General features: G+C 69.1%; 31 protein-coding genes. 14 read left to right on the forward strand and 17 right to left on the reverse strand.

The features are described from left to right. Positions 1–528: 528 nt before the first annotated feature. Positions 529–1,359, reverse strand: coding sequence for an SDR family NAD(P)-dependent oxidoreductase (locus B7K23_RS14900; RefSeq protein WP_084127466.1), 831 nt, complete (start codon positions 1,357–1,359; stop codon positions 529–531). A gap of 77 nt (positions 1,360–1,436) precedes the next feature. Here B7K23_RS14900 and B7K23_RS14905 point away from each other — a divergent pair, with 77 nt between their 5' ends. After that, entirely contained in the window at positions 1,437–2,045 is a 609-nt protein-coding gene (locus tag B7K23_RS14905; RefSeq protein ID WP_084127467.1) for a TetR/AcrR family transcriptional regulator, read from the forward strand. On the opposite strand, the gene B7K23_RS14910 is transcribed toward B7K23_RS14905, so the two are convergent. Both B7K23_RS14910 and B7K23_RS14915 read right to left on the reverse strand, forming a co-directional pair. Further along, positions 2,028–2,477, reverse strand: a complete 450-nt coding sequence (locus B7K23_RS14910; RefSeq protein ID WP_084127468.1) for a hypothetical protein — start codon at positions 2,475–2,477, stop codon at positions 2,028–2,030. The genes B7K23_RS14905 and B7K23_RS14910 overlap by 18 nt on opposite strands. Positions 2,478–2,498: 21 nt before the next feature. Further along, positions 2,499–2,936 (reverse strand): hypothetical protein, encoded by a 438-nt coding sequence (locus B7K23_RS14915; RefSeq protein ID WP_084127469.1) that lies wholly within the window; start codon positions 2,934–2,936, stop codon positions 2,499–2,501. Between the two features lie 55 nt (positions 2,937–2,991). Here B7K23_RS14915 and B7K23_RS14920 point away from each other — a divergent pair, with 55 nt between their 5' ends. Further along, positions 2,992–3,294, forward strand: a complete 303-nt coding sequence (locus B7K23_RS14920; RefSeq protein ID WP_084127470.1) for a hypothetical protein — start codon at positions 2,992–2,994, stop codon at positions 3,292–3,294. A 21-nt stretch (positions 3,295–3,315) separates the two neighbouring features. Here the strand turns inward: B7K23_RS14920 and B7K23_RS16010 are convergent, their stop codons facing one another. Next, complete coding sequence (locus B7K23_RS16010) at positions 3,316–4,056, reverse strand: C40 family peptidase (protein ID WP_234996561.1); 741 nt, start codon at positions 4,054–4,056, stop codon at positions 3,316–3,318. A gap of 221 nt (positions 4,057–4,277) precedes the next feature. On the opposite strand from B7K23_RS16010, the gene B7K23_RS14930 reads away from it, so the two are divergent. Both B7K23_RS14930 and B7K23_RS14935 read left to right on the forward strand, forming a co-directional pair. Beyond that, positions 4,278–4,628, forward strand: a complete 351-nt coding sequence (locus B7K23_RS14930) for a carboxymuconolactone decarboxylase family protein (protein ID WP_084127471.1) — start codon at positions 4,278–4,280, stop codon at positions 4,626–4,628. A gap of 269 nt (positions 4,629–4,897) precedes the next feature. After that, complete coding sequence (locus tag B7K23_RS14935; RefSeq protein ID WP_200809861.1) at positions 4,898–5,242, forward strand: carboxymuconolactone decarboxylase family protein; 345 nt, start codon at positions 4,898–4,900, stop codon at positions 5,240–5,242. A gap of 60 nt (positions 5,243–5,302) precedes the next feature. On the opposite strand, the gene B7K23_RS14940 is transcribed toward B7K23_RS14935, so the two are convergent. Both B7K23_RS14940 and B7K23_RS14945 read right to left on the reverse strand, forming a co-directional pair. Next, positions 5,303–6,268 carry a lipocalin-like domain-containing protein gene (locus B7K23_RS14940; protein WP_084127472.1) on the reverse strand — a complete coding sequence of 322 codons (966 nt, stop codon included), beginning with the start codon at positions 6,266–6,268 and terminating at the stop codon, positions 5,303–5,305. A 103-nt stretch (positions 6,269–6,371) separates the two neighbouring features. Then, a complete protein-coding gene (locus B7K23_RS14945; RefSeq protein WP_084127473.1) occupies positions 6,372–7,841 on the reverse strand; it encodes an MFS transporter in 1,470 nt (489 codons plus the stop codon). 79 nt (positions 7,842–7,920) lie between these two features. Between B7K23_RS14945 and B7K23_RS14950 the strand changes: the two genes are divergently transcribed. After that, positions 7,921–8,553, forward strand: coding sequence for a TetR/AcrR family transcriptional regulator (locus tag B7K23_RS14950; RefSeq protein ID WP_084127474.1), 633 nt, complete (start codon positions 7,921–7,923; stop codon positions 8,551–8,553). 91 nt (positions 8,554–8,644) lie between these two features. Here the strand turns inward: B7K23_RS14950 and B7K23_RS14955 are convergent, their stop codons facing one another. Then, positions 8,645–9,667: a hypothetical protein gene (locus B7K23_RS14955; RefSeq protein WP_084127475.1), complete on the reverse strand. Its 1,023-nt coding sequence runs from the start codon at positions 9,665–9,667 to the stop codon at positions 8,645–8,647. A 192-nt stretch (positions 9,668–9,859) separates the two neighbouring features. Between B7K23_RS14955 and B7K23_RS14960 the strand changes: the two genes are divergently transcribed. Continuing rightward, positions 9,860–10,426 (forward strand): TetR/AcrR family transcriptional regulator, encoded by a 567-nt coding sequence (locus B7K23_RS14960; RefSeq protein WP_159451445.1) that lies wholly within the window; start codon positions 9,860–9,862, stop codon positions 10,424–10,426. Positions 10,427–10,651: 225 nt separating this feature from the next. Here B7K23_RS14960 and B7K23_RS14965 read toward each other — a convergent pair whose 3' ends face one another. The 3 genes from B7K23_RS14965 to B7K23_RS14975 all read right to left on the reverse strand — a co-directional run bounded on the left by B7K23_RS14965 (position 10,652) and on the right by B7K23_RS14975 (position 12,817). Then, positions 10,652–10,933 carry a muconolactone Delta-isomerase gene (locus tag B7K23_RS14965; protein WP_084127477.1) on the reverse strand — a complete coding sequence of 94 codons (282 nt, stop codon included), beginning with the start codon at positions 10,931–10,933 and terminating at the stop codon, positions 10,652–10,654. A gap of 1 nt (position 10,934) precedes the next feature. Beyond that, positions 10,935–11,699 (reverse strand): alpha/beta fold hydrolase, encoded by a 765-nt coding sequence (locus B7K23_RS14970; RefSeq protein ID WP_084127589.1) that lies wholly within the window; start codon positions 11,697–11,699, stop codon positions 10,935–10,937. A 173-nt stretch (positions 11,700–11,872) separates the two neighbouring features. Beyond that, positions 11,873–12,817 carry a LysR family transcriptional regulator gene (locus tag B7K23_RS14975; protein ID WP_084127478.1) on the reverse strand — a complete coding sequence of 315 codons (945 nt, stop codon included), beginning with the start codon at positions 12,815–12,817 and terminating at the stop codon, positions 11,873–11,875. A gap of 178 nt (positions 12,818–12,995) precedes the next feature. Between B7K23_RS14975 and B7K23_RS14980 the strand changes: the two genes are divergently transcribed. Genes B7K23_RS14980 through B7K23_RS14990 form a run of 3 tightly spaced genes read left to right on the forward strand, consistent with a single transcriptional unit; the run spans position 12,996 to position 15,891 of the window. Further along, positions 12,996–13,922, forward strand: coding sequence for a VOC family protein (locus B7K23_RS14980; protein WP_084127479.1), 927 nt, complete (start codon positions 12,996–12,998; stop codon positions 13,920–13,922). Further along, complete coding sequence (locus B7K23_RS14985) at positions 13,919–14,911, forward strand: amidohydrolase family protein (RefSeq protein ID WP_159451446.1); 993 nt, start codon at positions 13,919–13,921, stop codon at positions 14,909–14,911. The genes B7K23_RS14980 and B7K23_RS14985 overlap by 4 nt, the downstream gene beginning before the upstream one ends. Continuing rightward, a complete protein-coding gene (locus B7K23_RS14990; RefSeq protein ID WP_084127481.1) occupies positions 14,908–15,891 on the forward strand; it encodes a fumarylacetoacetate hydrolase family protein in 984 nt (327 codons plus the stop codon). Before B7K23_RS14985 ends, B7K23_RS14990 begins: the two co-directional genes overlap by 4 nt. 64 nt (positions 15,892–15,955) lie before the next feature. Here the strand turns inward: B7K23_RS14990 and B7K23_RS14995 are convergent, their stop codons facing one another. Beyond that, positions 15,956–17,089, reverse strand: a complete 1,134-nt coding sequence (locus B7K23_RS14995) for an FAD-dependent monooxygenase (protein WP_084127482.1) — start codon at positions 17,087–17,089, stop codon at positions 15,956–15,958. A 154-nt stretch (positions 17,090–17,243) separates the two neighbouring features. Continuing rightward, entirely contained in the window at positions 17,244–18,230 is a 987-nt protein-coding gene (locus B7K23_RS15000; RefSeq protein ID WP_200809862.1) for a cyclase family protein, read from the reverse strand. Positions 18,231–18,481: 251 nt separating this feature from the next. Here B7K23_RS15000 and B7K23_RS15005 point away from each other — a divergent pair, with 251 nt between their 5' ends. Next, entirely contained in the window at positions 18,482–19,696 is a 1,215-nt protein-coding gene (locus tag B7K23_RS15005) for a S9 family peptidase (protein WP_084127483.1), read from the forward strand. A gap of 39 nt (positions 19,697–19,735) precedes the next feature. Here the strand turns inward: B7K23_RS15005 and B7K23_RS15010 are convergent, their stop codons facing one another. Beyond that, positions 19,736–20,155, reverse strand: coding sequence for an OsmC family protein (locus tag B7K23_RS15010; protein WP_084127484.1), 420 nt, complete (start codon positions 20,153–20,155; stop codon positions 19,736–19,738). A gap of 122 nt (positions 20,156–20,277) precedes the next feature. Between B7K23_RS15010 and B7K23_RS15015 the strand changes: the two genes are divergently transcribed. The 3 genes from B7K23_RS15015 to pgi are packed head-to-tail and all read left to right on the forward strand — an operon-like array spanning position 20,278 to position 23,091. Then, positions 20,278–20,700 carry a MarR family winged helix-turn-helix transcriptional regulator gene (locus B7K23_RS15015; protein WP_084127485.1) on the forward strand — a complete coding sequence of 141 codons (423 nt, stop codon included), beginning with the start codon at positions 20,278–20,280 and terminating at the stop codon, positions 20,698–20,700. Between the two features lie 56 nt (positions 20,701–20,756). Then, a complete protein-coding gene (locus B7K23_RS15020; protein WP_084127486.1) occupies positions 20,757–21,353 on the forward strand; it encodes a hypothetical protein in 597 nt (198 codons plus the stop codon). Positions 21,354–21,411: 58 nt separating this feature from the next. Then, positions 21,412–23,091 (forward strand): glucose-6-phosphate isomerase, encoded by a 1,680-nt coding sequence (gene pgi / locus B7K23_RS15025; protein WP_084127487.1) that lies wholly within the window; start codon positions 21,412–21,414, stop codon positions 23,089–23,091. A 133-nt stretch (positions 23,092–23,224) separates the two neighbouring features. On the opposite strand, the gene deoD is transcribed toward pgi, so the two are convergent. The 4 genes from deoD to B7K23_RS15875 all read right to left on the reverse strand — a co-directional run bounded on the left by deoD (position 23,225) and on the right by B7K23_RS15875 (position 25,601). Beyond that, positions 23,225–23,935 (reverse strand): purine-nucleoside phosphorylase, encoded by a 711-nt coding sequence (gene deoD, locus B7K23_RS15030; RefSeq protein WP_084127488.1) that lies wholly within the window; start codon positions 23,933–23,935, stop codon positions 23,225–23,227. A gap of 43 nt (positions 23,936–23,978) precedes the next feature. After that, positions 23,979–24,623, reverse strand: coding sequence for a DsbA family oxidoreductase (locus B7K23_RS15035; RefSeq protein WP_143338329.1), 645 nt, complete (start codon positions 24,621–24,623; stop codon positions 23,979–23,981). 169 nt (positions 24,624–24,792) lie between these two features. Continuing rightward, the gene (gene uraH / locus B7K23_RS15040) at positions 24,793–25,125 is read right to left on the reverse strand and encodes a hydroxyisourate hydrolase (protein ID WP_084127489.1); all 333 of its coding nucleotides are present in this window, start codon (positions 25,123–25,125) and stop codon (positions 24,793–24,795) included. Next, on the reverse strand, positions 25,122–25,601 hold the full coding sequence (locus B7K23_RS15875; RefSeq protein WP_143338330.1) for a 2-oxo-4-hydroxy-4-carboxy-5-ureidoimidazoline decarboxylase: 480 nt from the start codon (positions 25,599–25,601) through the stop codon (positions 25,122–25,124). The genes uraH and B7K23_RS15875 overlap by 4 nt, the downstream gene beginning before the upstream one ends. A 58-nt stretch (positions 25,602–25,659) precedes the next feature. On the opposite strand from B7K23_RS15875, the gene B7K23_RS15050 reads away from it, so the two are divergent. Then, entirely contained in the window at positions 25,660–26,217 is a 558-nt protein-coding gene (locus tag B7K23_RS15050) for an NTP transferase domain-containing protein (protein ID WP_234996562.1), read from the forward strand. The last annotated feature ends 1 nt before the right edge of the window (position 26,218 follow it).

Here is a 26,218-nt window from a genome sequence, read left to right on the forward strand (position 1 = left end):
TGCAAGCGATTCTGGCAGGCATGGGCCATCAGTGCGAGCGCGCGTGAACGCACACGCAAGCGTGATGAGGGTGTCCATCCTCAGAGACGCGCCCAGGACTTCATCGTGCCTGCTGAGGTCCGACAAGATCGCTAATGTCTCGTTGTACTGGGCTCCGAAACGCTCGAACAGACTGGGGTGATCATGCGCTGGGGATGGACTGCTGCCGCGATCGGCTCGCTTGTCGGCGGGTTCACTGCTTTCACCCAGCTCTCGGCGTACACATGCCTCGCAAGAACAACGCCGAGCGGCGAGCCCCCGCACTGTGGCCTAGCGCTTGTCGACATTGTGGGCATGGCGTTCGTGGTGGGGGCAACTCTCGCGCTGTGCGGCTACTCCGTCTATCGCGCAGTACGCAAGAAGCCCTAGCGCGTTGGCGCACCCGGCGCGTGTAGACACACGCACGCGCGCATCTTTGCGCACAGCACTGCCGTCGAGCGCCGCATGAGAACAGGGTGGATTGGCAACCAGCCGGCGTGCCGGCCCACCTCACACCCGCCCGAGCGGCACCCCGATCGCCTCCTCGGTCACAGACGCGAGCCGCGCCCGGTTACCCGCGTCGCGCGCGAACCTCGGCAGTGCACACGCCTCGAGCGACTCGTCGACGTACACGCCCTCGGGTCGCCTGCCGACCGCGAGACGCTCGTAGGCCTCCGCGATCTCCTCCGGAGGTGCCGCGGCACGGTTCTTCGGGGCGTAGAGGAAACGCTGCACGGCGGGCTGCGCCGCGAGCTTGTCCGCGTCGAGCCTCACCGCCGGCACCCGCAGGCACGAGACCGACACCTCGCCACCCCACTGCTCGGCGAGCGTCTCCGCGACCATGACCTGGGCGAGCTTCGCGTGATAGTACGCCTTGGTCGGGGTGTACCAGCCGCTTCCGTCGAGCTCATCCCAGCGGATCCCGAGGCGCGGCATCGCGAGCAGCCCCTTGGACGCGATGAACACCGCTCGTCCGTCGCTCGACCGGGCCAGCGTCGGCATGAGACGAGCGGCAAGGGCGGCCGGCCCGAGGTGGTTGGTCGCCCACACCCGCTCGAACCCCGCGGGCGTGACCTCTCGCGTCTTCATGCCGAGGTCGAAGACCGCGGCGCTGTTGATGAGCACGTCGACGCCCTCTGAGGAAAGACGCGCGGCCGCCGCCTCCACCGAGTCGAGGTCGTCCATGTGGGTCTCGACGACGGCGACGTCCGGTCCGAGCGCGGCGCGCGCCCGGTCCACCGAGCGGCACAGCGCGAGCACGCGATGGCCGTCATAGCCCAGCCTCCGCGCAGCCCTGAGCCCGATGCCCGAGTTCGCCCCGGTGATCGCAATGGTCGCCATGCTCGTCTTCCCTTTCGTCGCCCCCCCGTCCGCGCGGAGCCACCACGCGGATTGAACGATCGTATAACATTTAGAACATGCGTTCAGCGAGTGACCTGTCGACCCCGGCCCGCATCCGCGAGGCCGCGATCGCGGTGTTCGCCGAGGAAGGCTTCGGCGCAGGCATCCGCACGGTCGCGGCGCGCGCCAGTGTCGCCCCCGGCCTGGTCATGCACCACTTCGGGAGCAAGGACGGGCTGCGAGAGGCCTGCGACGCCCATGTGGTGGAGTCCCTCGTCGGCGAGAAGCTCGCTGGGGACGCGACGGCAGCGTCGCTCGCCGCGCTGTTCGGCTCGAACAGCGAACCCCACCACAGCGACGCACTCCCCCTCGCGGCCTACCTGCGCAGGATGCTTGCCGATGGCTCGGACGCGGCGCTGCTGCTCTTCGACCGCCTGGCCGCGGCCACGACCGCAACCCTCACCGCGCAACAGGCGCAGGGCGCGATCCGTCGGGACGTCGACGTCGCGGCGATCGCGCCGATGGTCACGCTGTACGGCCTCGCGCCGGTGGCGATGCCCGAGTTGCTCGCGCGCGCGGTGGGTCGTGCCACCGTCGACGAGGGGACGCTGTCACTTGCCGCCGCAGCGCTGGGCCCGGTCCTCGCACAAGGTCTCTACGCGCCGCCCTCAGCCGCCGCGGGCTGACCCCGCGACCGCAGAGACGCCCTCCGCCCACTCGCGCATCATCTCGGCGTACGCGGAGGGGTCGAACTGGTCGAGGTAGGACGCGTCGCCTCCCGGCAGGAGCGTCGTGTCGTACGCGACGGTGACGACGCACGAGCCGTCGCCCGAGTCCTCGCAGCTGACGCTCACGGCGCCCGCCCATTCACCCGGACGATGCCGCACATAGGACGCGCGGCAGGAGACTCGGTCGATCTCCACGACAGTCCACAGGGTCTCCGCCCCGCCGTGCTGCGTCACGAAGACCGTGCCGGGTTCCTCGGACGACTCGCCTGCCGGATACACCGGCTCCCACCCGGGCACCCACGCACGCTCGCCCTCGGGCGTGAAGTAGCCGATCGCATCGTCCGCACGCTGTGGCAGCTCGAAGCCGCCCGTCACCTGGATCCTCGTCATGGCTCCCCCGTCGATCCCGCATCAGTCCAGCCTCGTCGCGAGGACGACGCTCGCGACGGTGAGCAGCACGAAGGTCATCACGATTGCCGCACCGACGATCATCGGGGTCCTCGCTCCGGGCTGCGACCGCGCCCGCCGCACGAACATCCTCGTGACGAAGAGCGGCGCGCACAGCACGACTGCCGCGGCAGCGCCGGCCACCGCGGCGACCCACCACTGCGACTCGAGGTCCTGACCGTCGTAGCCGAGCACCGCGGGGACGACCCCTCCGACCACGAGGGCGACGCCGCCCGCGAGAGGGATGAGCGCGAGCGACCACCAGGCCTTGGCGAGTGCGGAGGCCGCGCGCCGCTCGCTGCGGGAGCGCGGCTGGGGCTTCGAGGCAGGTTCCTCCGGGTCGGGCTCCCCGTCGCCGGACTCGGGTGGTTGGTTCTCGTCGTCGACCTCGTCAGCAAGCACCCGCTCAGGCTACGTCGCGCGCGGCCACCCCGCGTCGTCGTGGAAGAATCCCCGCATGCCTGTGGTCTCCGAACGCGTCTCCGAGCGCATCTCCGAGGACTTCGGCGCCTCCGCGCCGCAGATCCTCAGCGCCCTCGAACGGCTGAGCCTCGACATCCACGCGGACGCCGAGCGCGTGCAGGCGGCAGTACTCCTGGTCGCGAAGGGCAGCAGGACGATGCTGGACGACGCGCTCGAGCACGCCGAGTCGGACTGGCGTGACCTCCTGGACAGGGCGGGGCTCGCGAGCGCCGACTGGCAGGACCGCCTGGACGACGAACTGGGCCCGACCGATGCGAAGCCGCCCGCCACGCCCTGACGTCGCGTTCCTCCGTAGGAGCTAGAGAACCCGACGGATCGAGGTGGGCGTCTCGTAGACGGCCCGCTCCTGGACGTAGCTGCCGCGATACGGCGCATCGATCATCCGGCCGTTGCCGATGTAGATGCCGATGTGCGAGCCGCCGTCGAAGATCAGCAGGTCGCCGACCTTCGCGTCCTTCATGGAGTCGATCTCGGTGCCGATCTTCCCCTGGTCGCGCGCGACGCGCGGGATGCCGTCCACGCCCAGATCGGTGAACGAGCGCAGCACGAGGCCCGAGCAGTCGAGCCCGCCCTCGGACAGCGACTCGCCGCCCCACACGTACTTCACGCCCAGGTACTCGCGGGCCGCTTCCACCAGGTCCTGACCGGTGGGCTTTGACGAGGACGACGCCTTGTCGGCGACGGCGCTCACGACCTCGACCGCGGAGGAGGCCACCGAGGCGGCCGCAGACGACGCGGTCGAGCCGGCCGACGTCACGGCGCTCGAGAGCATGCCGAGCAGCGAGGAAGATGCGGCGGTCACCCCGGTCGTGAAGCTGCCGCCGCCAAGGATGGCAGCGAGATTCGAGGAGAGGTTCGACGTGGAGGAGGCTCCCGAGCCGGAGAAAGCGCCAAGCGCGCTCTCGTACTCCGCGGCGAAGTCGGTGGTCGAGTTCGAGTCGGTCGCGGCGTCGGCGGTCGCGGCGGCCTTGTCGGGCGCGACGAGGCTCGTGATCTGGGCGATGCGGGCCTGCATCGTCGAGACGGCGTCGACAGACATGCACACTCCTTCAAGTGCTCAAGGGGTGGCCGATCCGTGGCGCGCAAGAGAGCGATCCGTGCTCATGGGGCCTATCGGCCACACCACACGCCCTGTGAGGATTGGCACCAAGTGACACATCACGCAACCGTGACGTACGTCCCTGGGGCGGCACACTTTTGTCGAAGACACTGGTGGCACGCAGCCGCTCTACCGGAGAGCCGGCGCGATCGAATGGAGACATGGACATGAGCCACCAGGACCACTACAACGACGTGATGGGCGGAATCGGCGAACTCGGCAAGGAGATCCCCGAGAGCGTCAACGCCTTCTTCAAGCTGCACCACGCGGCGCTCGCCGACGGTGCGCTGCCCAAGGCCACCAAGGAGCTGCTCGCGCTCGCGATCGGCATCGCGGTCCGCTGCGGCGGCTGCATCACCTGCCACGTCAAGGACGCCCTCGACTCGGGCGCGACCCCCGAGCAGGTCTACGAGACCATCGGCGTCGCGATCCTCATGGGCGGTGGCCCCTCGGCCGTGTACGGCGCTGAGGCCGCGAAGGCCGTCAAGGAGTTCGCCGGCGTTCCCGCCTGATCGTCTTCACTGACACTCTCTCTGCGAAAGCCCGGGCCGACACCTGTCGGTCCGGGCTTTCGCGCGTCTGCCTCAGATCGCGCGAGCCCTGACGGCCGGCGCACCACGCTGACCCAAGGGCGCGACACACTCGCGCATGCGATGCCCACCGCCGGCACGGAGTGCCGAACTTCGGACGTTGGTCCCTTCGAAGACCGGTTCACCTGTCTCACACTTGACGAATAGATCCCGCCAGCCGCACGCGGGACCCGTCGAATGGAGCCCCCGAGATGGCACATCAGGAGAACTGCACGGACGTCATGGCCGAGATCTGGGATCTTCGAGGCGAGCTCCCGGGCGCCGCGGACGCCGCGTTCGAGCTCCACCGCACCGCACTCACCGGCGGGGCCCTCCCGAGGTCCAGCAAGGCGCTCATGGCGCTCGCGATCAGCATCACTTCGCGTTGCGTCGGCTGCATCACCTGCCACGTCGAGGGCGCCCTCGAATCGGGAGCAACTCCGGACCAGGTGCACGAGGCGATCGGCGTGGCGATCCTCATGGGCGGCGGCCCGTCTGCCACGTACGGCGCGGAGGCCGCCAAGGCGGTCCAGGAGTACCTGCGCACCCACCCCTGATCTCGAGCGAGCGCAGACGAGGGCCCCGGTCTCCCGACCGGGGCCCTCGCGATGTTTGAGCTAGGGACGCATCTGGGCGCTGGTCGGGCGCTCGTTCATGACGCCGGGCAGGAGCTCGACGAAGCACAGGCCCACGCGCTTGCCCGCGAGATTGCGCACCTCGCACAGCTGCTCGTAGTAGGCGATGTTGAGCTGTCCGTCGGTCATCGGGGTGATGACGTAGCGCTCCTCCTTGAGACCGGGCACGTCGAGCATCCACGCCGCGGAGAACTCCATATCGTTCGCAGAGACGAACTTGGTCGGCGTGATCGTGTACCCGTTCAGGCGCTGCGCGTCACCGTCGGCGGGGATGTAGGTGCCGTCCTGGTAATCGCTCTGCGGGAACGAGAAGAGCATCATCTCCTCGTCGTCGTCGAAGCGCAGAGAGAACCACTCCCAGTGGGTCTCGCGGCGGAACTCCGAGTACGGGCCGCCCTGCTTGTCGAACCAGGACTTGCCGGCGACCTTGAGCTCCTTGCGGCCGATCGTGATCGTGCCGGTGGTGGGCATGTTCGGGTACGAGTAGTAGACCGTGGTCTCGTTCTCCTCCGGCAGGGCCATGCGGAGCACGCCGTCCTCGCAGTGCCAGTAGGCGCCCTTGCCGTAGTCGAGTGCGAGGTCGAAGGACCAGTCGTCGTCGCCACCGAACACCTTCATGGAGTGCGGCCCCTTCACGGCACCCGCCTTCGAACCCCACTGGGCGGTGGTGTCCGTCAGCAGGACCGGGTCGGCCACGGGCGACATCTCCTGGGCGTAGTGATGGGCGCCGGCCTGGATGTCCGTCAGCGCGAGCATGAGCACCCAGAACTCCTGGCCAGGAAGGCGCCGCTTGGCGAGCGTGTACTGATAGGAGTACAGCCGGTCGTCCTCGTCGTGCAGGTAGCCGGTGGCGTACCACCACTCGGAGACGTCGGCGTGGGGGCCCCACTCCGTAGCGAAGTCGCCATGCTCTGCGGTGCGGTACTGGATCGGATCGATGCTGAACATGGTTCAGCTCCTTTCGTTCTGTGAGTGGCGCGGCGTCAAAGCCGCGCGGGGAGGGTGCCGGGCCGTCGGAGGCAGGGGCGCGGCCGACGACCCGGACGCATGGTCAAGCGGCGAGGATGTCGGCCGGGTCGTGCTCGACGAGCCGCATCTTCTTGGGCAGCAGCAGCGCGGCGACGATGCCGATCACAGCGACTCCGGCGCAGACCCAGAAGCCGAGCGTGAAGGCGTGGTCGGAGGGGATCCCCATGTCGTTGCTGTTGCTCGTGACGATCGCGGCGATCACGGCGGTGCCGACGGAGCCGCCGATGGTACGGACGATCGAGTTCACGCTCGTGGCCTCGCCGGTCTGCTCGGGCGGGACGGAGTCGATGATCGCGTTGGACATCGCGGCAAGCGCGAGGGCGAAGCCGATGCCGGTGAGCAGGTTCGAGGCGACGATCTGCCACATCGCACCGTGACCGATCGCGGGGAGTGCGAAGGCCGCAGCGGTGATGACCGCGCCGATCGAGAGCGGCAGCCTGGGGCCGTAGCGCTTGGCGAGGGTGCCCGAGAGCGGGCCGAACAGCAGCATCATCACGGTGGTCGGCAGCAGGAACAGGCCCGCCTCGGTGATGGTCTTTCCGAACCCGTAGCCGAGCTCGCTGGGCAGCTCGAGCAGCGCGGGCACCAGGAGGAACGAGCCGAACATCCCGAAGCCGACTGCCAGGCCGACGACGTTGGTGGTCCATACGCCGCGGCGAGCGAGCAGCCGCATGTCGATGAGAGGCTCCTTGGTACGGAGCTCTACCAGGGCGAAGATCGCCATGACGACGATGCCGAGGCCGGCCAGACCGAGGGTCATCGCCGAGGTCCAGCCCCAGTCGCTGCCCTTGCTGATGGCGAGCAGGAGGCTGACGAGCGAGATCGCAAGGAGCGCCGTGCCGCCGAAGTCGAGTCGGCCAGGCTTCATCACGGGCGACTCGGGGATCCAGATGGCGGTGCCGATGAGGGCGAGGATGACGACTGCGAGCGGGATCCAGAACAGCCAGTGCCAGCTCAGGTGCTCCACGATGGGCCCGGCGGTGACGATGCCGATGCCGGCGCCGATGCCCGAGACGGCGGAGAGGCCGCCGACGGTGACGCCGACTCGCTCCTCGGGAAGCTCGTCCCGGACGATGCCGATCGACAGCGGGAGGATCGCGCCCGCGGCGCCCTGGAGCGCACGGCCGACGATGAGGATCGGCAGGGACGTCGCGAGCGCCGAGACCGCGATCCCGGCGGCGAGCAGTGCGAGCACGATCAGCAGGACCCGCCTCTTGCCGATCATGTCGCCGAGTCGACCGAGGATCGGGGTGAGGACGGAGGCTGACAGCAGGAAGGCCGTGAGCATCCAGCTGGCGGCGCTCGTGTCGGTGCCCAGGTCGGACGCGATGGCGGACAGCGCGGGAGCCACCGAGGACTGCAGGACGGCGAAGCCCGTGCCCGCGAGGGCGAGCAGGGTGACGATGAGGGCCGGCTTCGAGGCGCGACGTGCGCGCCGGGCGCGGCGGGTTGAGGCCTCGGAGGACTCAGTGGTCTGCGTGGGGACGCTCATGGATTCTCCTTGTAAGTAAACGAGCGATTACATGCAATGTAGGCCCCACTCTCGCGTATGTCAACGTATGATTACTTACATGAGCGATACGTCACAGGAACCGCAGCCGGAGCAGGGGCGCCCTCGGCGTCGCGACGCGGCCGCTACCAGGCAGCTTCTTCTGGACGCAGCGATGCGCAGGTTCGCGACCGACGGCTACGACACCACCGCGACACGGCAGATCGCGAACGACGCGGGTGTGAACGTCGCGCTGATCGCCCGCTACTTCGGCTCCAAGGAGGGGCTCTTCGAGCACTGCGTGCGCGAGGCCGCGGCCGTGGTGGGCCGCGCGGCCTCGACCGTCGACGAGGGCGAAGGCTCCGAAGGCCAGATCCCGCGCATCGCCGATGCCATCAGCCGGCTCTCCGCAGGCGTCGGCTCCGGCGCTGCGACCCATGCACTGCTTCTCCTGCTGCGCTCCTCTGGCGACCCACATGCGGAGCGAATGCGAGTCTCGGTGCTCAGCGGCTTCGCCGAGCGACTCGCCGAGGTCGGCGACGCCGCCGATCCGGAGGCGCGCCTGCTCCGGGCGCAGGTGTTGCTGGCCACCTCGGTCGGCATCTCAATCCTGCGCAGCGCCGACGGCCTCGAGCCGCTGGGATCGGCCACGCGCGAGCAGCTCGTGGACCCCGTGGGCGAGGTGGCTGCGGCACTGCTGTCCTCCGCGCGCTGAGCGACGACCCTTGGCAACGACGCCGGACGCGAGGGCTGGGTCGGGGCCGGGGTGAGAGTCGGGGCCGGAGCCCCGACCCCCACCCCTACCGCTAGGCGGTGGCTGGCGCCGGATCGATCGCGGAGTAGGTCGGCTCTGCGGCCGACTTGTTCTTCACGAGGACGAGCGCCAGGAACGCGACGTGGATCGCGCCGACGACGAGCGCCGGCACATAGGCGACCGTCGTGCCCATCGCGAAGGCGTAGACGATGTCGAAGACGTGCAGCGCGATCGGCACTCCGAAGATCACCCAGCCATTGCGCCGCAGATCGATCTTCGTGCGGCTCCGCCAGAACACCGCCAGCAGCATGATCGCCAAGGCGTAGTTGAAGCAGAGCAAGGTGAGCTGAGGCGCAGCCGACCCCTCCCCCGTCTCGATGCTGCCCCATCCGAAGAGCAGGAATCGCGTGAGGGGGGTCGCGATCGTCACGACGTTGAGCACGCCCGCGAGGATCGGATAGGTGAAGCCCACGACGTTGTTCTCGAACTTCGAGTGGAGCCAGCGGCCGACGAGGACCCACGCCGTGAACCACACCATGAGGTACATCCAGCCGCTGAAGTTGTACCAGGGGATGTCGAAGAATCCGCCGTCGTAGCCGGGGTTGCTCCAGTTCCATTGGCCGGAAAGGCCGCCTTCTCCGAAGGCGCCTGGGTAGAGGCCCTCGACCTTCGCGGCGACGTCCGCGGAGAGCGCGTAGCGGTCGAACACGGCCGACGGGTCGACGGTCATGTCCTGGATCGAGCCGAAGAGGCCGACGACGAACGGAACGGCCCAGAGCTTTCTCACGAGTCGCAGCGCCAGGTTGAAGGCCGCGTACCAGATCGCCGCCTCGAGGAACAGGATCTCAAGCGGAACCCCTCCCACCATGAGCACGCGGCGCACGTCGTAGTAGTAGGTGTGAGCCTCGAACACGCCCACGTTCTCGAACAGGGCGGCCCCCACGACGAAGCCGAAGAGCTCGAGGATCCTGATGAATGGCTTGGACTGCTTGGTCGCGTGGTACATGCACGCGAAGAACACGATGACTGCGAAGAGTTCTGTGAGGACCCAGCTGATGGGCGATCCGAAGAGCATCCGTGCCTCCAATCCTTGTGGTCATGCCCCTGCTGCCCTGACGTCGGGGCCCTGACTGCGGATTGCCACTGCCGTGGCCACAGAGGCGAGTGAATATAGCCAAATGGCTATGACGTTGCAATGTAGCCGAACGGCTAAAAGAATTGCAAGCCAATCGGCTATAATTCACACGACGACGCGGGAGGGCAGCAGGTGGCGAGGAAGTACACCCCACGGGGCGAGACGCGTGGCCGCGTCCTCGACTCGGCACTCGCGCTTTTCGCCGACCATGGGTTCAGCGGCACCAGCCTCCAGATGATCGCCGACCACGTCGGCGTGTCCAAGGCAGCCGTGTACCAACAGTTCCGCACCAAGGAGGACATGCTCCTCGCGCTCATGGAGCCGGCGATGGAGAGGCTCGCGGAGCGTGTTGAGGACGCGGAGTCGCAGCGAGGTCGTGGCGACCAGGTGAGCGTGATGTTCGACGGGCTTGTCGATCTGGTTCTCGAGTTCCGCCTGCGAGTCGGGCTGCTGCGCGCGGATCCCGGGATCCAGAGCATCGTCAATCGCCATCCGGAGATGTCTTCCCTGGTCTCAAGGCTGCAGGCCGTTCTCCTAGGCCCCGATCCCTCCGTCAACGATCGCGTCACGATGGCGGTGATGGGCTCGGGCATCATGGCAGTCGGAGCCGACCCTGCGCTCTCCGACATCGACGACGAGGACGTCCGTCGCGAGATGCGCGCTGTTGTCGATCGCGCCGTCGCGTTCGACGTGAGCTAGCGGGGCTCAGAAGCACCAAGCCAGACTGCGGAACGCTGTATCGCTCCGACCATCGTGGATCCGATGACCACTCGAAGTGGAGCGCTTCCCGGAAAGGCGTGCGCGCCGGGGCCATGGTCCTCGGAAGTGCCAGATGGACGCGCACATTGGCGGCCACGTTCTCTGGTTGGCCGCACCTGGATGTGCGGGAAGGAGGCAGGTTCTGGCGCTGCGGCACGTGAGTGCCTACGGTGTGCGCTCCTGCGGGTGCGTGGCGAGCGGCTCCACGGTCACGTCGAGCCATGGTGCCATCGGCAGCGACATGAGCGCCGCGTGCAGAGCAGTGGCGTCGGCCGCTTCGTAGAGCCCGATCGTGGCGTTGCGACCGGGCACTCGCCACAGCTTCTTCAGCAATCCCTCGTTGCGCAGTTCGACCGCCCTCGCGCGTTCGGCGCGCTTCAACTCCTCCCGCCGCTCGGCTGGAGTATCGGAGGGGAGCCGGTTCTCGGAGCGGACCAGGAACTCCACGTCAGCTCACCCCGCTCGGCCGGGGGGAAGCGGCGTCGCCGTGCGCGAGCGGCCTGGACGACGAGGAGGCGATCGCGATCAGCAGCTCGGCAAGCTCCCGCGGCGCGGTCACCATCGCCTCATGCCCCGTCTCGAGTTCGTGCACGGGCCAACCGAGCGCGCGCGCCCTGTCCGCGTGGCTGCGGAAGGCGCGCATCCAGCCGACGCACTCGATGTACTGCGCGGGCACGCGATCCAGTTCACCGCTGAGCCGGAGCGCGTCGGTGTAGGTCTTCCATGGGTGCGCGGTGAGGCGAGGCGACAGCCAGTGGCGGTCGGCCGGATCGTCCACTCCGAGCACCGTCAGGTCCCTCACGGGAACCAGCCATCCGAAGCCGCGCTCCTCGACCGACTCCGCCCAGTGGTGAGCGATCGTCTCCGGGAGCAGCGCCTGTGCCGTGTCTCCGTCCTGTCCGACGAATGCGTCGAGAAAGACGCGGGTCATGATCCGATCGGGCCGTCGATCCGCGACGGCGCTGATGATCTGGCCGGCGTAGCTGTGCCCGACGAGCACGACGTCCGCCAGGTCGCGCACGTCCATGAGCCGCACGACGTCCTCGATGTGCGTCTCCAGCCCGACGATGGGCGAAAGGAGGTGGCTCCTCTCGGACAGTCCGGTGAGCGTCGGGGCATGGACCTCATGGCCTGCGTGCCGCAATCGCGCCGCGACCCGATCCCAGCACCATCCACCGTGCCACGCGCCGTGGACCAGGACGAACGTTGTCACGAGCACCTCCCCGTCGAGACTTATGCGCCGAGCTGGAGCCTTCGGCGCACCTTCGACGCCACGCTCCGGTTGTCGCCAATATTGGTAACACATCGCACCGCCCTCGGTCGAGGTCACCTCCACTTCTCGCACGCCGGGTCTTCCCGAGCGCGCGTGCGGCGGGCGGCCGAAACTCAGCCCCCCTCGGGAGCCGCCAACTCCTCGCGAACCCGACTGAGGACCCCCCGGAGCCAGGTGAGGCCGCTGTCTCGCTGGCGGGAGGGGTGCCAGAAGGCATGCTCGATGAACCCTTCGCCCTCGAATGGCGTCTCTACCACCGTGAACTCGTCGGACCCGCACGCGCTCTCCGCGAGCGACCGTGGCACGAGCGCCCAGTGCGAGCCCTGGCGGAGCATGTCGGGCACCGCGAGGTAAGAGTGCACCGATGCGTGGGGCGGCGCTGCGGCGAGCGCGAGGTGGGCGTCGACGCCCGCGAGCGGCCGCAGCTGATTGCGCGGTCCGAGCTGAGCGTGCAGCTGCGGCGCATTTCGCAGGTCCTTGACGGTCAGCTGGGAGCGCCGCGCCAGCGGGTGCGCGCTCGACATCGCCACGACGAAGTCGTCGTAGAACACCGGCAGCGACGCGCTCGTGTATGCCGGCAGGTAGACGACGGGCAGCACCAGGATGTCGCTCTGCAGAAGGGCGCCGTCGGGATCCTTCACGAACGTGGTCGGCGTCGGCTCGAAGGAGATCCCCACGTGCGGGGCCTCGGCCCGCAACAGGGTCATCAGCACCGGACCGATGCGGGTGAGCGAGTAGTCCGACAGCGCGATGGAGAACACTCGCTCGGAGGTCCGCGGGTCGAACTCGACGCCGGCGGAGAACAGCTCGCTCGCGGCGTCGTAGGCCGCCCGCGCGGCGGGCCGCAGGCTCTCGGCGAACGGGGTGAGCTGAAGCTCGTTTCCCACGCGCACGAGCAGCTCGTCGCCGAAGTAGCCGCGCAGTCGCCTGAGGACGCCGCTCATCGCGGACTGGCCGATGTGCAGCCGCGCACCCGCGTTGGTCACGTGACGTTCCTCGAGCAGCGCGTTGAGCGCGACGAGCAGGTTCAGGTCGATCGATTCGAGCCGGGCAACCACACTGTCCCCCTTCGGTTTCGGGGAGCCTAGCAGTCGGTGATAGCGGGCATCGCGGACAACTGTTTCCGCGCCGCGTCTCGAGTTTCTACGGTGGGTCTATCGCCGCGCAGCGTCGCGCGGCCAGAGCCGATCTCGATGGCGACCGGAGCCGTCGGGCGCTCGACGTCAGGAGGTCCCCGTGACGCGCATCCACAGCCTGGGCTACGTAGGCTTCCAGTCCCCGCAGGTCGCCGAGTGGCTCCCCTTCGCAAACGACGTCTTCGGCCTCGAATGCGACCTCGACGAGTCGGGGGCCGCGCAGATCCGGTGGGACGACCGCATGTACCGCATGCGCATCGTCCCCGGCGAGGACGACCGGCTGCTCTACCTGGGGTGGGAGACGGGCAACCGGCTCGACTTCGCGGCCGTCATCGAGGATCTTCGCGGCAAGGGCGTAGAGGTGGTCGACGAGTCGCCCGAGCTCGCCGACGAGCGGAGAGTGTCGGCGCTCGCGTCATTCTCCGACCCGTTCGGCGTGCGTCACGAGGTGTTCTACGGCCAAGGGCACATGGACCGCACCTTCCGCGGGCAACGCGCCACCTCGTCGTTCATCACCGGCGACCAGGGCCTTGGGCACGCCGTGCTCATCGTCCCCGACATGGAGGAGGCGAGCCGCTTCTACGAGGACACCCTGGGCTTCAAGTGCAGCGACGTCGTCGACGTCGGGCTGGGACCCATGGCGTTCCTGAGGTGCAACCCGCGCCACCACAGCCTCGCGATCTGGGGCATCCCGGGCGCGCTCGGCCTCAACCACGTCATGGTCGAGAGCACCGACATCGACGACGTGGGTCGCGCCTACGATCTGGCGCAGCGCAGCGAGTATGAGATCAGCGCATCGCTGGGGCGCCACGCGGGCGACGAGCAGCTGTCCTTCTACACTCGCACGCCCAGCGGCTTCGACCTGGAGTTCGGCGCGGACTCGCTCGTGATCGACGACGACGACGCGTGGACGATGCGGCGGCTCGATAGGCGCTGGGGCAACAGGAGTGAGATCTGGGGGCACCAGTTCCGTCCTCTTCCCCCGCAGAGCTCCGTGCACCCGTACCCGGCGGAGGTCGCGCCGTGATCGACGTCCACGCCCATCTGTTCTTCGACGAGCTGCTCGGCACCGCTGGCGCGCTCGGGCCGGAGATCCGCAAGGTCGGCGAGGACCGCCACGAGATCGTCGTGGGCGGCTACCGCTGGCCCATCGGACCCAAGTCGAGCCTTGCCGAGACCTCGCTCCAGCGTGTCGACTCGCTCGACGAGGATGGCATCGACGTGCAGGTGCTGTCGCTGTCGCCGCTGTGGCTCCTCACCCACACGCCCGCCGAGGCTCAGGTGCCGTTCCTGCGGTCCGCGAACACCCTCATGTCCGAGTGGTGCGCCCAGCAGCCCGCACGGCTCGCGGGATTCGCGGCGCTCCCGACCACCGACATGGGCGCCGCGATCGGCGAGCTCGAGCACGGGGTTCGCGAGCTCGGGCTGGTCGGCGGCTACATCGGCACGGACGCTCGCGCCTCGCTCGACCATCCGGACATGGACGACCTCTATGAGGCGTGCGTGGACCTCGACGTGCCGCTGTTCGTCCACTCGACCGTGCCCGGCGTCGACGGCCCCCCGGGCGACCCGCGACTCGACCGGTTCGACTGGCACGTCACTCTCGGCTACCCGCACGAGGAGACGCTCGCGGTCGCCTCGCTGCTGTTCGGGAAGGTGCTGCTGCGTCACCCGGACCTCGACGTGTACGTCAGCCACGGCGGCGGAAGCATCGCCTTCCAGCACGGTCGGCTCAGGAAGTTCGCGAGCCTGCCGCGCTCGCCGATCACGGTCGAGGAGTTCGACGCGCAGTTCTCGCGGCTGTGGTTCGACACCCACGTCAACTCCCACGACTCGCTCACGCTGCTCCGCTCCGTCGCGAACCCCGACCGACTCGTGTTCGGCACGAACTACCGCGGGTGGGACTCGGGCGGCGTGGACGAGGTGACTTCGCTGGCGGACGAGGTGGTGCGCAACGCCGAGGCGCTCCTGCGCGCACCGGCGCCGGCGGTCACGACGATGGAGGGACGACGATGAAGGTCGCACGGTGGCAGCGCCTCGACGGCACGATCGAGGCAGGCTTCGTCCACGACGGGCACGTCATCCCGCTTCCCGACGGCAGGCCCGTCGACGCGCTGATCGTGGCGGGTCTGCCTACCGCGCTCGCGCTGGGGCGCGAGTTGATCGGGGCCGACGAACGCGGCGGATGGCGCCGACTCGACTCGGTGCGCCTGCTGCCTCCCGTGGTGCCGAGCAGCGTCCGCGACTTCGTGACGTTCGAGGAGCACGTGGAGGGGATGGTCAGGCTCTCGAATCCCGAGGCCCGCGTCTCCGACGCCTGGTACGACGCCCCGACGTTCTACTTCACCAACCCCCACACGATGATCGGGACGAACCAGCCCGTGGTGCCGCCACGCTGCTCGGAGCTCGACTTCGAGCTCGAGGTCGCGGTCGTGATCGGCGCGCGGCGCGAGTGCGACGGGCGCAACCTCACCGTGGAGCGCGCCGAGGAGCAGATCTTCGGCTACACGATCTTCAACGACTGGAGCGCGCGCGATCTCCAGGCGCGGGAGATGCAGGTCTCGCTCGGGCCGTGCAAGGGCAAGGACTTCGCGTCGACGCTCGGCCCGTGGATCGTCACCGCCGACGAGATGGCGGCGCGCCGCGACGAGCGCGGCTTCCTCGACGTGGAGGTCTCGGTGGAGATCAACGGAGAGCGCTTCGGCGGCGACAATCTGGCGCACATGGCGTGGACGTTCCCCGAGATGATCGCCTACGCCTCGCGTGACTCGAGGATCGCGCCGGGCGACGTGCTGGCCTCCGGCACCACGGCGCGCGGGTGCCTCGCCGAGACCTGGGGCCGCGCCGGCAGGGTGGACCCGCCCGCGCTCCAGGCGGGCGACACAGTTCGCATCGTCGTCGACGGGATCGGCGAGGTCGTGAACACCGTCGCGCCGCCGCGCGACTCCCAGGTGTCGATCCCCGCGGCTCGCCCCCGCATCGTCCGTTCGGCCTAGGCCCACCGCTCCTCCCCAGCGTCTGGCGCCCGCCGTCCCTCGAGGGCGGCGGGCGCCGGACGTCTCACAAGGGCTGCGCGAGCAGCTCGCTGACCTCGGTCATGAGCTGAGCGGTCTCCCGGTTGCGGTCGGCCTCGCGGCGCCACTCGGCGATCTGCAGCGAGCTCTCGATCACGACCTGCGCGCGGTGCCTGCGGCGGGCGTAGAACTCGTCCCACAGGGCAGCGTCGACCGCCTGCCTGGTCGAGAGGAGCCCGGACAGCACGACGGCGTCCTCGAGTCCCTGCGCCGCACCCTGCGCGAGGGTGGGCGGGCAGCTGTGGGCGGCGTCGCCGATGAGGACGATGCGCCCGCGGTGCCAGTCTCCCTGCACGGAGAAGAAGCTCATCCGCGTGTAGTTGACGCGGGAGGCGTCGGTGAGGTCCTTCACGATCGCGTCCCAGGGGCCGTGGTACTGCGCGGCGAGCGTGCGCATCTGGGCGAGCATCTGCTCGGGCGTGAGGTGGGAGCGATCCTGGAAGTCGTCGACGATGTAGGCGTACATCGTGTTGGGTCCGGTGGGCGAGTAGCCCGCGTAGTACGCGGCGCCGCCGTAGAAGAGCTCCGTGCAGGTGACGCCCGAAGCGAGCGGCACAAAGGTCCTCCAGACACCGAAGTCGAGCATCTCGGGCTCCGAGTCGATCCCCATGAGGGAGCGCACGGACGAGCGCAGGCCGTCGGCGCCGATGAGCAGGTCGGACGTGAGGGTCAGCCCCGATCGCGTCACCGCGGTCACGCTCTCGGCGTCCTGCCGCACCTCCACGACGCGCTCGAGCTCGTGCACCACCACGCCGAGGCTGTCGGCGCGCGCACGAAGGATGCGGGCGAGGTCCGGTCGGTACATGCCAGCGGCGGCCGGGTACTCGTCGCCGCCGGCGCGATGCGCGTCGACCCTGAACAGCTCGGTCCCGTGCGCGTCTGGCGCGCGCAGCACGAGCCCGTCGAAGACCGAGGCGGCCCGCTGCACCTCCTCCCAGACGCCGACACGGTCCAGCATCCGCAACGCGTTGCCCTGCAGGCTGATCCCAGAGCCGACCGGCTCGGACGTGCGATACGCCTCGAGGACCTCGACGTGAATCCCAGTCTCCGCGAGCAGCGACGCCGCGGCAAGCCCTGTGATCCCTCCCCCGACGATCGTGACGGAGTTGACGGCGTTCATCGTTTCTGACCTCCTGAGGAGTTCTCGAGCGTGCCGGGGACCCCTGAAGGTCGATCGGCGACGTTGCGGATCGGTTTCACTCTACGAAGGCGGGACCGGGTGGCGGAAACAGCGGCACGAGATACCCACCATGCGCGGCCACGATAGGGAGTCCTCACAGCAGTGCGATCGGGTTCACGGGAGAGCCGACCGCACCGGTGATCCGCAGCGGTGCCGCGGTGAGGAGGAACTCGTAGCGGGACTCGGCAGCGCAGGCTTCGGCGAGCTCGTCGAGGTCCCACATCTCGCCGATCGTGAGCCCCATGTGCGGGATCACGACCTGGTGAAGCGGCTGGAAGGCGTCGTGGAACTCGTTGGGGCGGACCTCGAACCCCCAGGTGTCGGTCGCGATCGCGGCGATGTCGCGCTCGTGCATCCACCGGGCGGTGGTGAAGGACATCCCGGGAGCCGGGCCGCCGGCGTACTCGCCCCAGCCGTCGCGTTTGGCGCGCGCGAGCTGGCCGGTGCGGACCAGGACGATGTCGCCCGCGCCGACGATGCTCGTCTCGCCTTGAGCGTCGATGCACGAATCGAGGTCCTCGGCAGTGATCGCGTAGCCGTCGTCCAACTCCCCTGTCACCGGCGAGAGGTGACGGCCCAGATCGAGCAGCACACCACGGCCAGTGACCAACGGGGCGGCGTGCTCGATGCCAGTCACGAGGTCGCCGTCGGAGGTGACGACGTCGCCCGCGCGACGGCCGTTCCACGCGATGCCGTGGTCGAAGATGTGGCCGAGCCCGTCCCACTGGGTCGAGCACTGGAGCGGCATGGCGATCACGTCGTCGGCGCCGCCGATGCCGTGGGGGAAGCCCTGGTTGCCGCGTTCGGCATCGGTGCCGGTGTCGAGCATCGTGTGGACCGGGTTCGTGCGCCGACGCCAGCCCCGCTGGGGGCCGTTCATGTCGAAGGGCAGGGACAGCGAGACGCTCCGCCCGGTGTGGACGAGCGAGGCCGCCCGCAGGCGTGCCACCTCGTCGATGAGGTTGAGGGTGCCGACGGCATCGTCCTGGCCCCAGCGTCCCCAATTGGTGACGGCGTCCGCCATCGCGGCGATCGCGGCCTCCGGGGCGCTCGGATCCAGCCGTGCGGATGTGACAGTCATGTCTCTCCCTCGGGACGCTTCGTTGCGCCCAGGCCCAGTCAAGCGCACGCCGAGACGTCAGCAAAGACCGGGTACGCGATGGCGGCTATTCGTGTCCGCGATGGAGAACCATGCCCTCGCCCACAGCAGCACGCGATGTTGGGGGCATCAGTCGCGTCGATGACCGCCATCGGAACATTCCTCTGTGCCGACGGCGGCGGCGTTCCTAGGGTGAAGGCGTACGCAACGGCGCGATCCGGCTGGAGTCCCCCATGTTCATGTACTTCCCGACCAACTACGTGTGGAGCATGGCCGCGGTAGCCGCTCTCAACAACGGTGGCCTGATCGACGAGGTGGACCGAGCGTGCAAGCCGGTGCTCGAGGCGTCCCGCAATGGCGACGATGTGGGGACCGAGCTGCTCTACGCCTCGTGGGCGGCGGTCGCCGACCGGCTGGTCGCCTCGGCGGAGGAGGACGAGGCACGGGGCCGGATCATCGGCGCGGGCGACAAGTACTACCGGGCGAGTCTCTACCTCTCGCAGGCGGAGCGGTTGCAGTCACCCCAGTGGGAGGGGCGCAAGGCCGCATATCAGCGGTCGATCGACCTGCTGCTCAAGCACGTCGCGCTGTCCGGCGTTCGCTTCGAGACAGTGGAGATCCCCTATGGCGACGCGAGTCTGCCTGGCTACCTCATGCACGCGGAGCCGTCCGCCGTGGCGGCCGGAGAGAAGCCGCCGGTGGTGCTCCAGTGGAACGGTCTGGATTCGACCAAGGAGATGATGTACTACTCGCAGTTCCCGCAGATGCTCGCGCGTCGCGGCATCTCCACCCTCATGGTCGACACCCCCGGATCGGGCGAGGCGCTCAGGATGCGGGGCCTCACCGCGCGCTACGACACCGAGGTGTGGGCCTCAGCGTGCGTCGACTACCTCGAGACCAGGGACGATGTCGACGCTGACCGCGCGGGCATCGTCGGCTGGTCCTTGGGTGGCTACTACGCACCCAGGGCCGCCGCCTTCGAGAAGCGCCTGAAGTTCGTCGTCGCGTGGGGCGCCAATCACGACTGGGCGGCCGTGCAGCGCCGACGGGTCGACCGCGAGGGTGAGAACCCGGTGCCTCACTACTGGAAGCACGTGTTCTGGGTCTGGGGAGCGAGCGACCTGAACGACTTCATGGAACGCACCGAGAACATGCACCTCGACGGCGTGGTCGACAAGATCACGGTGCCGTTCCTCATCACCCACGGGGCGAACGACCGCCAGATCCCGGTGGAGATGGCGCATCGTTCCTATGCGCAGGCGGTCGGCAGCCCCCGGTGCGAGCTGAAGATCTTCGACGACCCCGAGGGCGGCACCGAGCACATCTCGATCGACCACTTCGCCTACGTCGCCGCTTTCATCGCGGACTGGATCGCGGAGACCGTGCCGAAACTGGGATCCCCCACCGCTTCCAGCGACGAGCTCAACGCCGTCGGTTCGACTCGCTAGGGCGTCGGCGGCCTCCCCTGGCGTTCTCGCGCAGCCCGCTCAGATCGAACGCACCGTCGTGACGCGCTCGGCGCCGACGTCGATCGTGTGACCCACCGTGCACAGCCGCTCGATCGCACGCTCGGCCCGCTCGATCAGCGACTCCGCCTTCTCGGCGTCGAGAGCGCTGAGGTCCGTGCGAAGCGTCGCACTCAGCGCGCTGAAGCGGTTCTGCTCCTTGTCGACCGCACCATCCACGTCGACGAAGGCCTCGAAGTCGTCGCCGAGACGGCTCGCGAGCGTGTGATCCATCGACAGGCTCGCGCATGCGGCCAGGGCCGCCTGGAGCAGCTCTCCAGGCGAGAACACGCCAGCAGCCTCCGACAGTCCGAGCCTCACCTCGGCCCCGCGCTCGTTGCGGGCGACGTAGGCATGGGTGCCCGTGCGCTCAAGGTGAAGAGGGGTGCGTGCGTCAGTCATGAAGTATGTCCATCCGGGGTAGCAGTGAGGCCATGCGTCGATCGCGCGCCGATCAGGGCGCCTCGCTGATAGTATTTTCAAATTGCAACTATTTCAAATGAGAACTATTCGAGGGTGATGAGATGACCGGTGCCTCCGACGAATCCGCCGTGAACGCATGGCTCGCTCTCGACCGCCTGCACTGCCTCGTCACCTCCGCGGTCTCGGATGCGCTCGCCGTCCGGGACTCCGTATGCACGGAGGAGCTCACCCTGCTCCAGCTGCTGCGCGAGGCAGCCGACGGCCGGATGAGGATGAGCGAGCTCGCGGACGCGGCCCGCACCACGAACAGTCGCGCCACACGGCTCGTCGATCGCCTCGAGTTCAGGGGGCATGTGGTCCGCGAGGCCTGCGGCGACGACCGGAGGGTGGTCTTCGCATGCCTCGCCGCGGAAGGGCGTCGCGCACTCGCCGAGATCGACTCCGCCCTTGCGCCTGTCATCCACGAGGCGTTCGCCTCCGCCGCGGCCCGACGGTGGGCCGCGGACCTCACCACCACGCCCTGACCGAGGCACTGCCAGCGAGATAGCCTGTCGATACGGACACACACGAGGGGGAACTCATGCATCCGGTCGCGAAGCGCTGCCTGTGGTGGGCCGTCGGGCTCGCCGGCATCGGCGCGCTGTTCATCGCGTTCGGCGCGAACTTCGTCTACGGCTTCGAGCAGCTCGCGGGGCCGAACGCCGAGCTCGCAATCTATCCCTTCGCGTTCCTTGCCCAGGTGATCACGAGCTTCGCGATGCCGCTTGCCGCGGCCCTTGTCGGCGCGGCCATCGTCATCCAGACGCTCGCACCGAAGGCGACTGCCGCATCGTCCCTGGAGGACGAGGATGGCTGGGGCTATCTCCCGCTCGACGCGTCCGAGCCCCGACTGGTCGACGAGCGCGACGCGGTCGTCGAGACACGTGGCCCGCAGGACTTCCGCATCCACCTGTGGACCGATCCGCCCGTCGCGGAGGAGGGCGCATGCGCCGCCTACGACCTCGACTCGTGCGAGGTCGGCGAGGCGATCTCCTGGGCCGGCGCCGAGGCAGGGCGCCGGACGCCGTGCTTGGCCGAGGTGCTGCTCAAGCGACGCAGCGACTCGGGCGAGCTGGAGACGATCGCGTTGACCACGATCGCCACCGGCAAGCCCGTCGTCCCGACCACCGAGAAATGACGGGACCGAGCCCACGGTCCCGGTGACGCATCGTCCGGGCGGCACTAGCCTGTAAGGCGTGAACGCACCCATCGATTGCACCTCCACGTCCGCGTGGGCCGAGCTCGAGGCCCACAAGTCCGCCTTCGCCCCCGACCTGCGCGGCTGGTTCGCCGCGGACGCCGGTCGCGTGGAGCGCATGAGCCTGCCGCTGGCCGACCTGCACGTCGACCTGTCGAAGAACCTCGTCACCGATGAGATCCTTAGCAGCCTCGTGAAGCTCGCCGAGGAGACCGGCGTCGCCGACCGCTACGCCGCGATGCTCGCGGGCGAGCACATCAACACCACCGAGGACCGCGCCGTGCTGCACACCGCGCTGCGCCGCCCCGCCGGCATGGAGCCGGGCCTGACGGTCGACGGCCAGGATGTCGACGCCGACGTCCACGAGGTCCTCGCCAATGTGGCCGCCTTCGCGGACCGCGTCCGCTCGGGCGAGTGGCTCGGCATCACAGGCAAGAAGGTCGAGACCGTCGTCAACATCGGCATCGGAGGCTCCGACCTGGGCCCCGTCATGGTCTACGAGACCCTCGAGCCCTACGCCACCGCCGGAATCGACGCCCGCTTCGTGTCCAACATCGACCCGACCGACATGGGCCAGAAGGTCAAGGGCCTCGACCCCGAGACCACGCTGTTCATCGTCGCGTCGAAGACCTTCACCACGCTCGAGACGCTCACCAACGCGCGCCTCGCCCGCGAGTGGCTGTGGACCGCGCTGGCCGAGGCCGGCGTCGCGGTCGGCACCGACGAGGAGAAGTCGGACGCCGTCGCGCACCACTTCGTCGCCGTCTCCACCGCGCTCGACAAGGTCGAGGCCTTCGGCATCGACCCCGCGAACGCCTTCGGCTTCTGGGACTGGGTCGGCGGCCGCTACTCGGTGGATTCCGCGATCGGCCTGTCGCTCGCGATCTCCCTCGGCCCGGACGTCTTCGGCGACCTGCTCGAGGGCTTCCACGCCGTCGACACGCACGTCGCTCAGACCCCGCTCGCGCAGAACGTCCCCGTCCTCATGGGACTGCTGAACGTCTGGTACGTGAACTTCCTGGGCGCGCAGTCGCACGCCGTGCTCCCCTATGCGCAGCAGCTGCACAGGTTCCCCGCGTACCTGCAGCAGCTCACGATGGAGTCCAACGGCAAGTCCGTGCGCTGGGACGGCACGCCCGTCACCACGGAGACCGGCGAGATCTTCTGGGGCGAGCCCGGCACGAACGGCCAGCACGCCTTCTACCAGCTGATCCACCAGGGCACGAAGCTCATCCCCGCGGACTTCATCGCGGTCGTGAACCCTGCCTACGCCCTCAAGGACGGCGACCAGGACGTCCACGCGCTGTTCCTCGCGAACTTCCTCGCGCAGACCAAGGCGCTCGCGTTCGGCAAGACCGCCGCAGAGGTCGAGGCGGAGGGCACCACCGGTGCGCTCGTCGCGGCCCGCACGTTCGCCGGCAACAAGCCGACCACGTCGATCTTCGCGCCGTCGCTCACGCCGCAGGTGCTCGGCCAGCTCATCGCGCTGTACGAGCACATCACGTTCACGCAGGCCGCCGTGTGGGGCATCAACGCCTTCGACCAGTGGGGCGTCGAGCTCGGCAAGAAGCTTGCGATGGAGATCGCCCCGGCGATCGAGACGGACGATGCGGCGCTCGCCGCGCAGGACGCCTCGACCCAGGCGCTGATCGCCTACTACCGGGCGAACCGCAAGTAGTCAGGCTCGTCGGCCCGCGCCGACAGTGTGAACCAATTTCAGATACGACACCCCGCGTCTGAGCCCTCACGGGCCCGGATCGCGGGGTGTCGCGCGTCAGATTGGTTCACACTGTCAGTTAGGGGTCAAGAAATCACGGACGCATGAGCGCCCCGAGCGCGACCGAGACCATCGCCGCGAAAGTCTTCTCGCGCTCGTCCGCCTCGAGGAACTCGCCCTTGACCACATGGTCGGACACGGTGCCGACCATGAGCGCCTCGACGCCCTCGGCTGCGGCGACCGCATAGAGCCCCGCGGCCTCCATCTCGACGGCCAGCGTGCCGTACGCAGCCAGGCGAGGGACGAGCGTCTCGTCGGGGTGGTAGAACGCGTCCGACGTCAGCACGGGGCCCACGCGCAGGGGCGCGCCGGCCTCATCCGCGTAGTCGGCGGCGGCGCGCAGCAGCGAGAACGACGGGGCGTGGGAGTAGTGCACGCCGGGAAGCCGGTGCGCCGTCATCGCGGAGTCGGTGTGGGCCGCGGAGGCCGCGACCACGTCGCCGAGCTGCAGGTCCATGTGGATGCCGCCAACGGTGCCGACGCGCACGAGACGCTTCACGCCGTAGTGGCGGATCAGCTCGGTCATATAGATCGTGGCCGAGGGCATGCCCATGCCCGTCGCCATCACGGACATCGGTCGACCCTGGTAGGTGCCGGTGTAGCCGAGGATGCCACGCACCTCGGTCACGAGCTCGGCGTCGTCGAGGAAGGTCTCGGCGATGCGGGCTGCGCGGCGAGGGTCGCCGGGCAGCAGGACGTCGGGCGCGAAGGCGCCCTCGGGCGCGGAGATGTGCGGTGTGGGCATGCACCGAGCCTACGCGCCGAGCAGGGACGATGCGGGCGCCGGGTCAGGCGTCGGCCGCCGCCTTCTCCCGCGCGCGCTCGAGCGCGGTCTCGAAGACCTCGAGCGGCTGCGCTCCCGACACCGCGAAGGCGCGGTCGAAGACGAAGAACGGCACTCCGTTGGCTCCGAGCGAGGCGGCCTCGTCGATGTCGGCCTGGACCGCATCGTCGTAGGCGTCGGTCGCGAGCATCGCGCGCACCTCGGCGCCGTCGAGGCCGACCTCCTCTGCCAGGCCCGCGAGGACGTCGAGGTCGTCGACGATCGCGCCGTCCGAGAACTGGGCCTTGAGCAGCCGGTCCTTCATGGGGCCACCGAGCCCCGCCTCCTGCGCCATGTGCAGCACGCGATGGGCATTGCGGGTGTTCGCCTGGATGTAGCCGTCGAAGTTGTACTCGAGACCCTCCTCGGCGCCCAGGTCGATGAGTCTCTGGCCGATCTCCTGGACTCGTTCGTCGGGCATGTTGAACTTCTTCGCCATCGCCTCCGCGTGCGGGGTGTGCTCACCGTGCAGGATCGTCGGGTCGAGCTGGAAGCTCCGCCACGTCACGCGCGCCTCGCCGTCGAAGGCTTCGATCGCCTTCTCGAGGCGGCGCTTGCCGAGGTAGCACCACGGGCACGCGACATCCGACCAGACCTCGACCTCGACCACGGGCGCTCCTCTCAGAAGTTCGACCCGGGGACGATGCCCGGGCCGAGACGTGTCAGAGGGTTCGCCCGGGGACTGGCGAACCCTCTGTGTACGGTCCACAACCGCGCGCCGCGCGAATCCATTCCCCCGGGCCGTCACCGGGCCCAGGCGGGCTTCGCAGGCGGACTCCTCAGCTCCCCCGGTACGTCGAGTACGCGAAGGGGCTGAGCAGGAGCGGCACGTGATAGTGGTCGCCGCCCGCGACCGAGAACGCGATCTCGACCTCAGGGTAGAACGTCTCGACCTGACGCTTGGCGAAGTAGATCCCGGTCTCGAAGCGCACCTGGTAGACGCCGTCGTCGAGAACGTCCGGACCCAGCTCGCGCACGCGGCCGTCCGCATCGGTGAGCCCCTGCGCGACGGGCTCCCAGCCCTCGGCACCCCGGCGAGACAGCGTCACCGCGATCCCGGCGGCGGGCACGCCCGCCACGGCGTCCAGCACGTGCGTCGTGACGTGGCTCATGCGAGCGCCTCCTCGTACGTCGTGCGCAGGCGCAGCAGCGCGATGCCCCGCAGCTGGTCGGCGACCTCGGCGATCTCCGCCGCCTCGTCGTTCGTGAGACGTCGCTCGAGCTCCGCGACGATCTCGTCGCGCGACCGTCCCGCAGCGCGGATGAGGAACACCCTCCCGAAGGCCTCCTCGTACGCGGCGTTGAGCGTCGCCAGGCGCGACGCGAGCACCGCATCGTCCGTGGACGATGCCTCCTGCTCCTTCGCCGAGAACCTCGCCTCCGCATCGTCCCCGGCCGCCTTCTCCCCGATGCGGGGGTGTGCGGCGAGCGCCTCGTCGACCTCTGCCTCGCTCATCGGCGTCGCGATCGACACCGCCGCGCGCTCCATCTCGAGCATCGAGTCGAACTCCAAGCGGGCCATCTCGTCGGCCCAGCGCTCGACACGCAGGCACGCGAGCAGGTCCTCGCGGGTCGGCTTCACCGTCACAGCATCTCCCCTGGCCTCACGGCGCGAGGTCCATTCCCTCGCGCGTAGTGTCTCCAGTATGGCAATGAGGATCGCGGGCGCGGTGCTGGCCGCCGGGGCGGGAACGCGAGCCGGTGGACCGAAGGCGCTGCGGCGCGCGGAGGACGGCACTGCCTGGGTCGAGCGCGCCGCCATCACACTTCGCGACGCGGGCTGCGATCCCGTGATCGTCGTGGTGGGCGCGCAGGCCTACGAGGCGGAGGAGCTCGTGCCCGACTGGGCCGACACCGTCGTCGCGTGGAACTGGGCCGAGGGCCAGTCGGTGTCGCTGCGCAAGGTCGTCGAGGAGGCGACCGAGCGCGGGGCCGAGGCGCTCCTCGTCACGCTCGTGGACCTGCCCGAGCAGAAGACGGAGGCGGCGCGCCGGGTGCTCGCCGCGGCGCACGACCAGACGACGCTCGCCCGCGCGACGTTCGACGGCGCTCCCGGACACCCGGTCCTGATCGGCAGGGCCCACTGGGAGCCGCTGGTCGCGATGCTCGAGGGCGATCGCGGCGCGGGGCGGTACCTCGCGGCGCACGGCGCGCGCGAGATCGACTGCTCCGACCTGGGTGGTGGGGCCGACGTCGACGAGTGAG

It is taken from the genome of Demequina sp. NBRC 110054, assembly GCF_002090115.1.
Classification (GTDB): Bacteria; Actinomycetota; Actinomycetes; order Actinomycetales; family Demequinaceae; genus Demequina.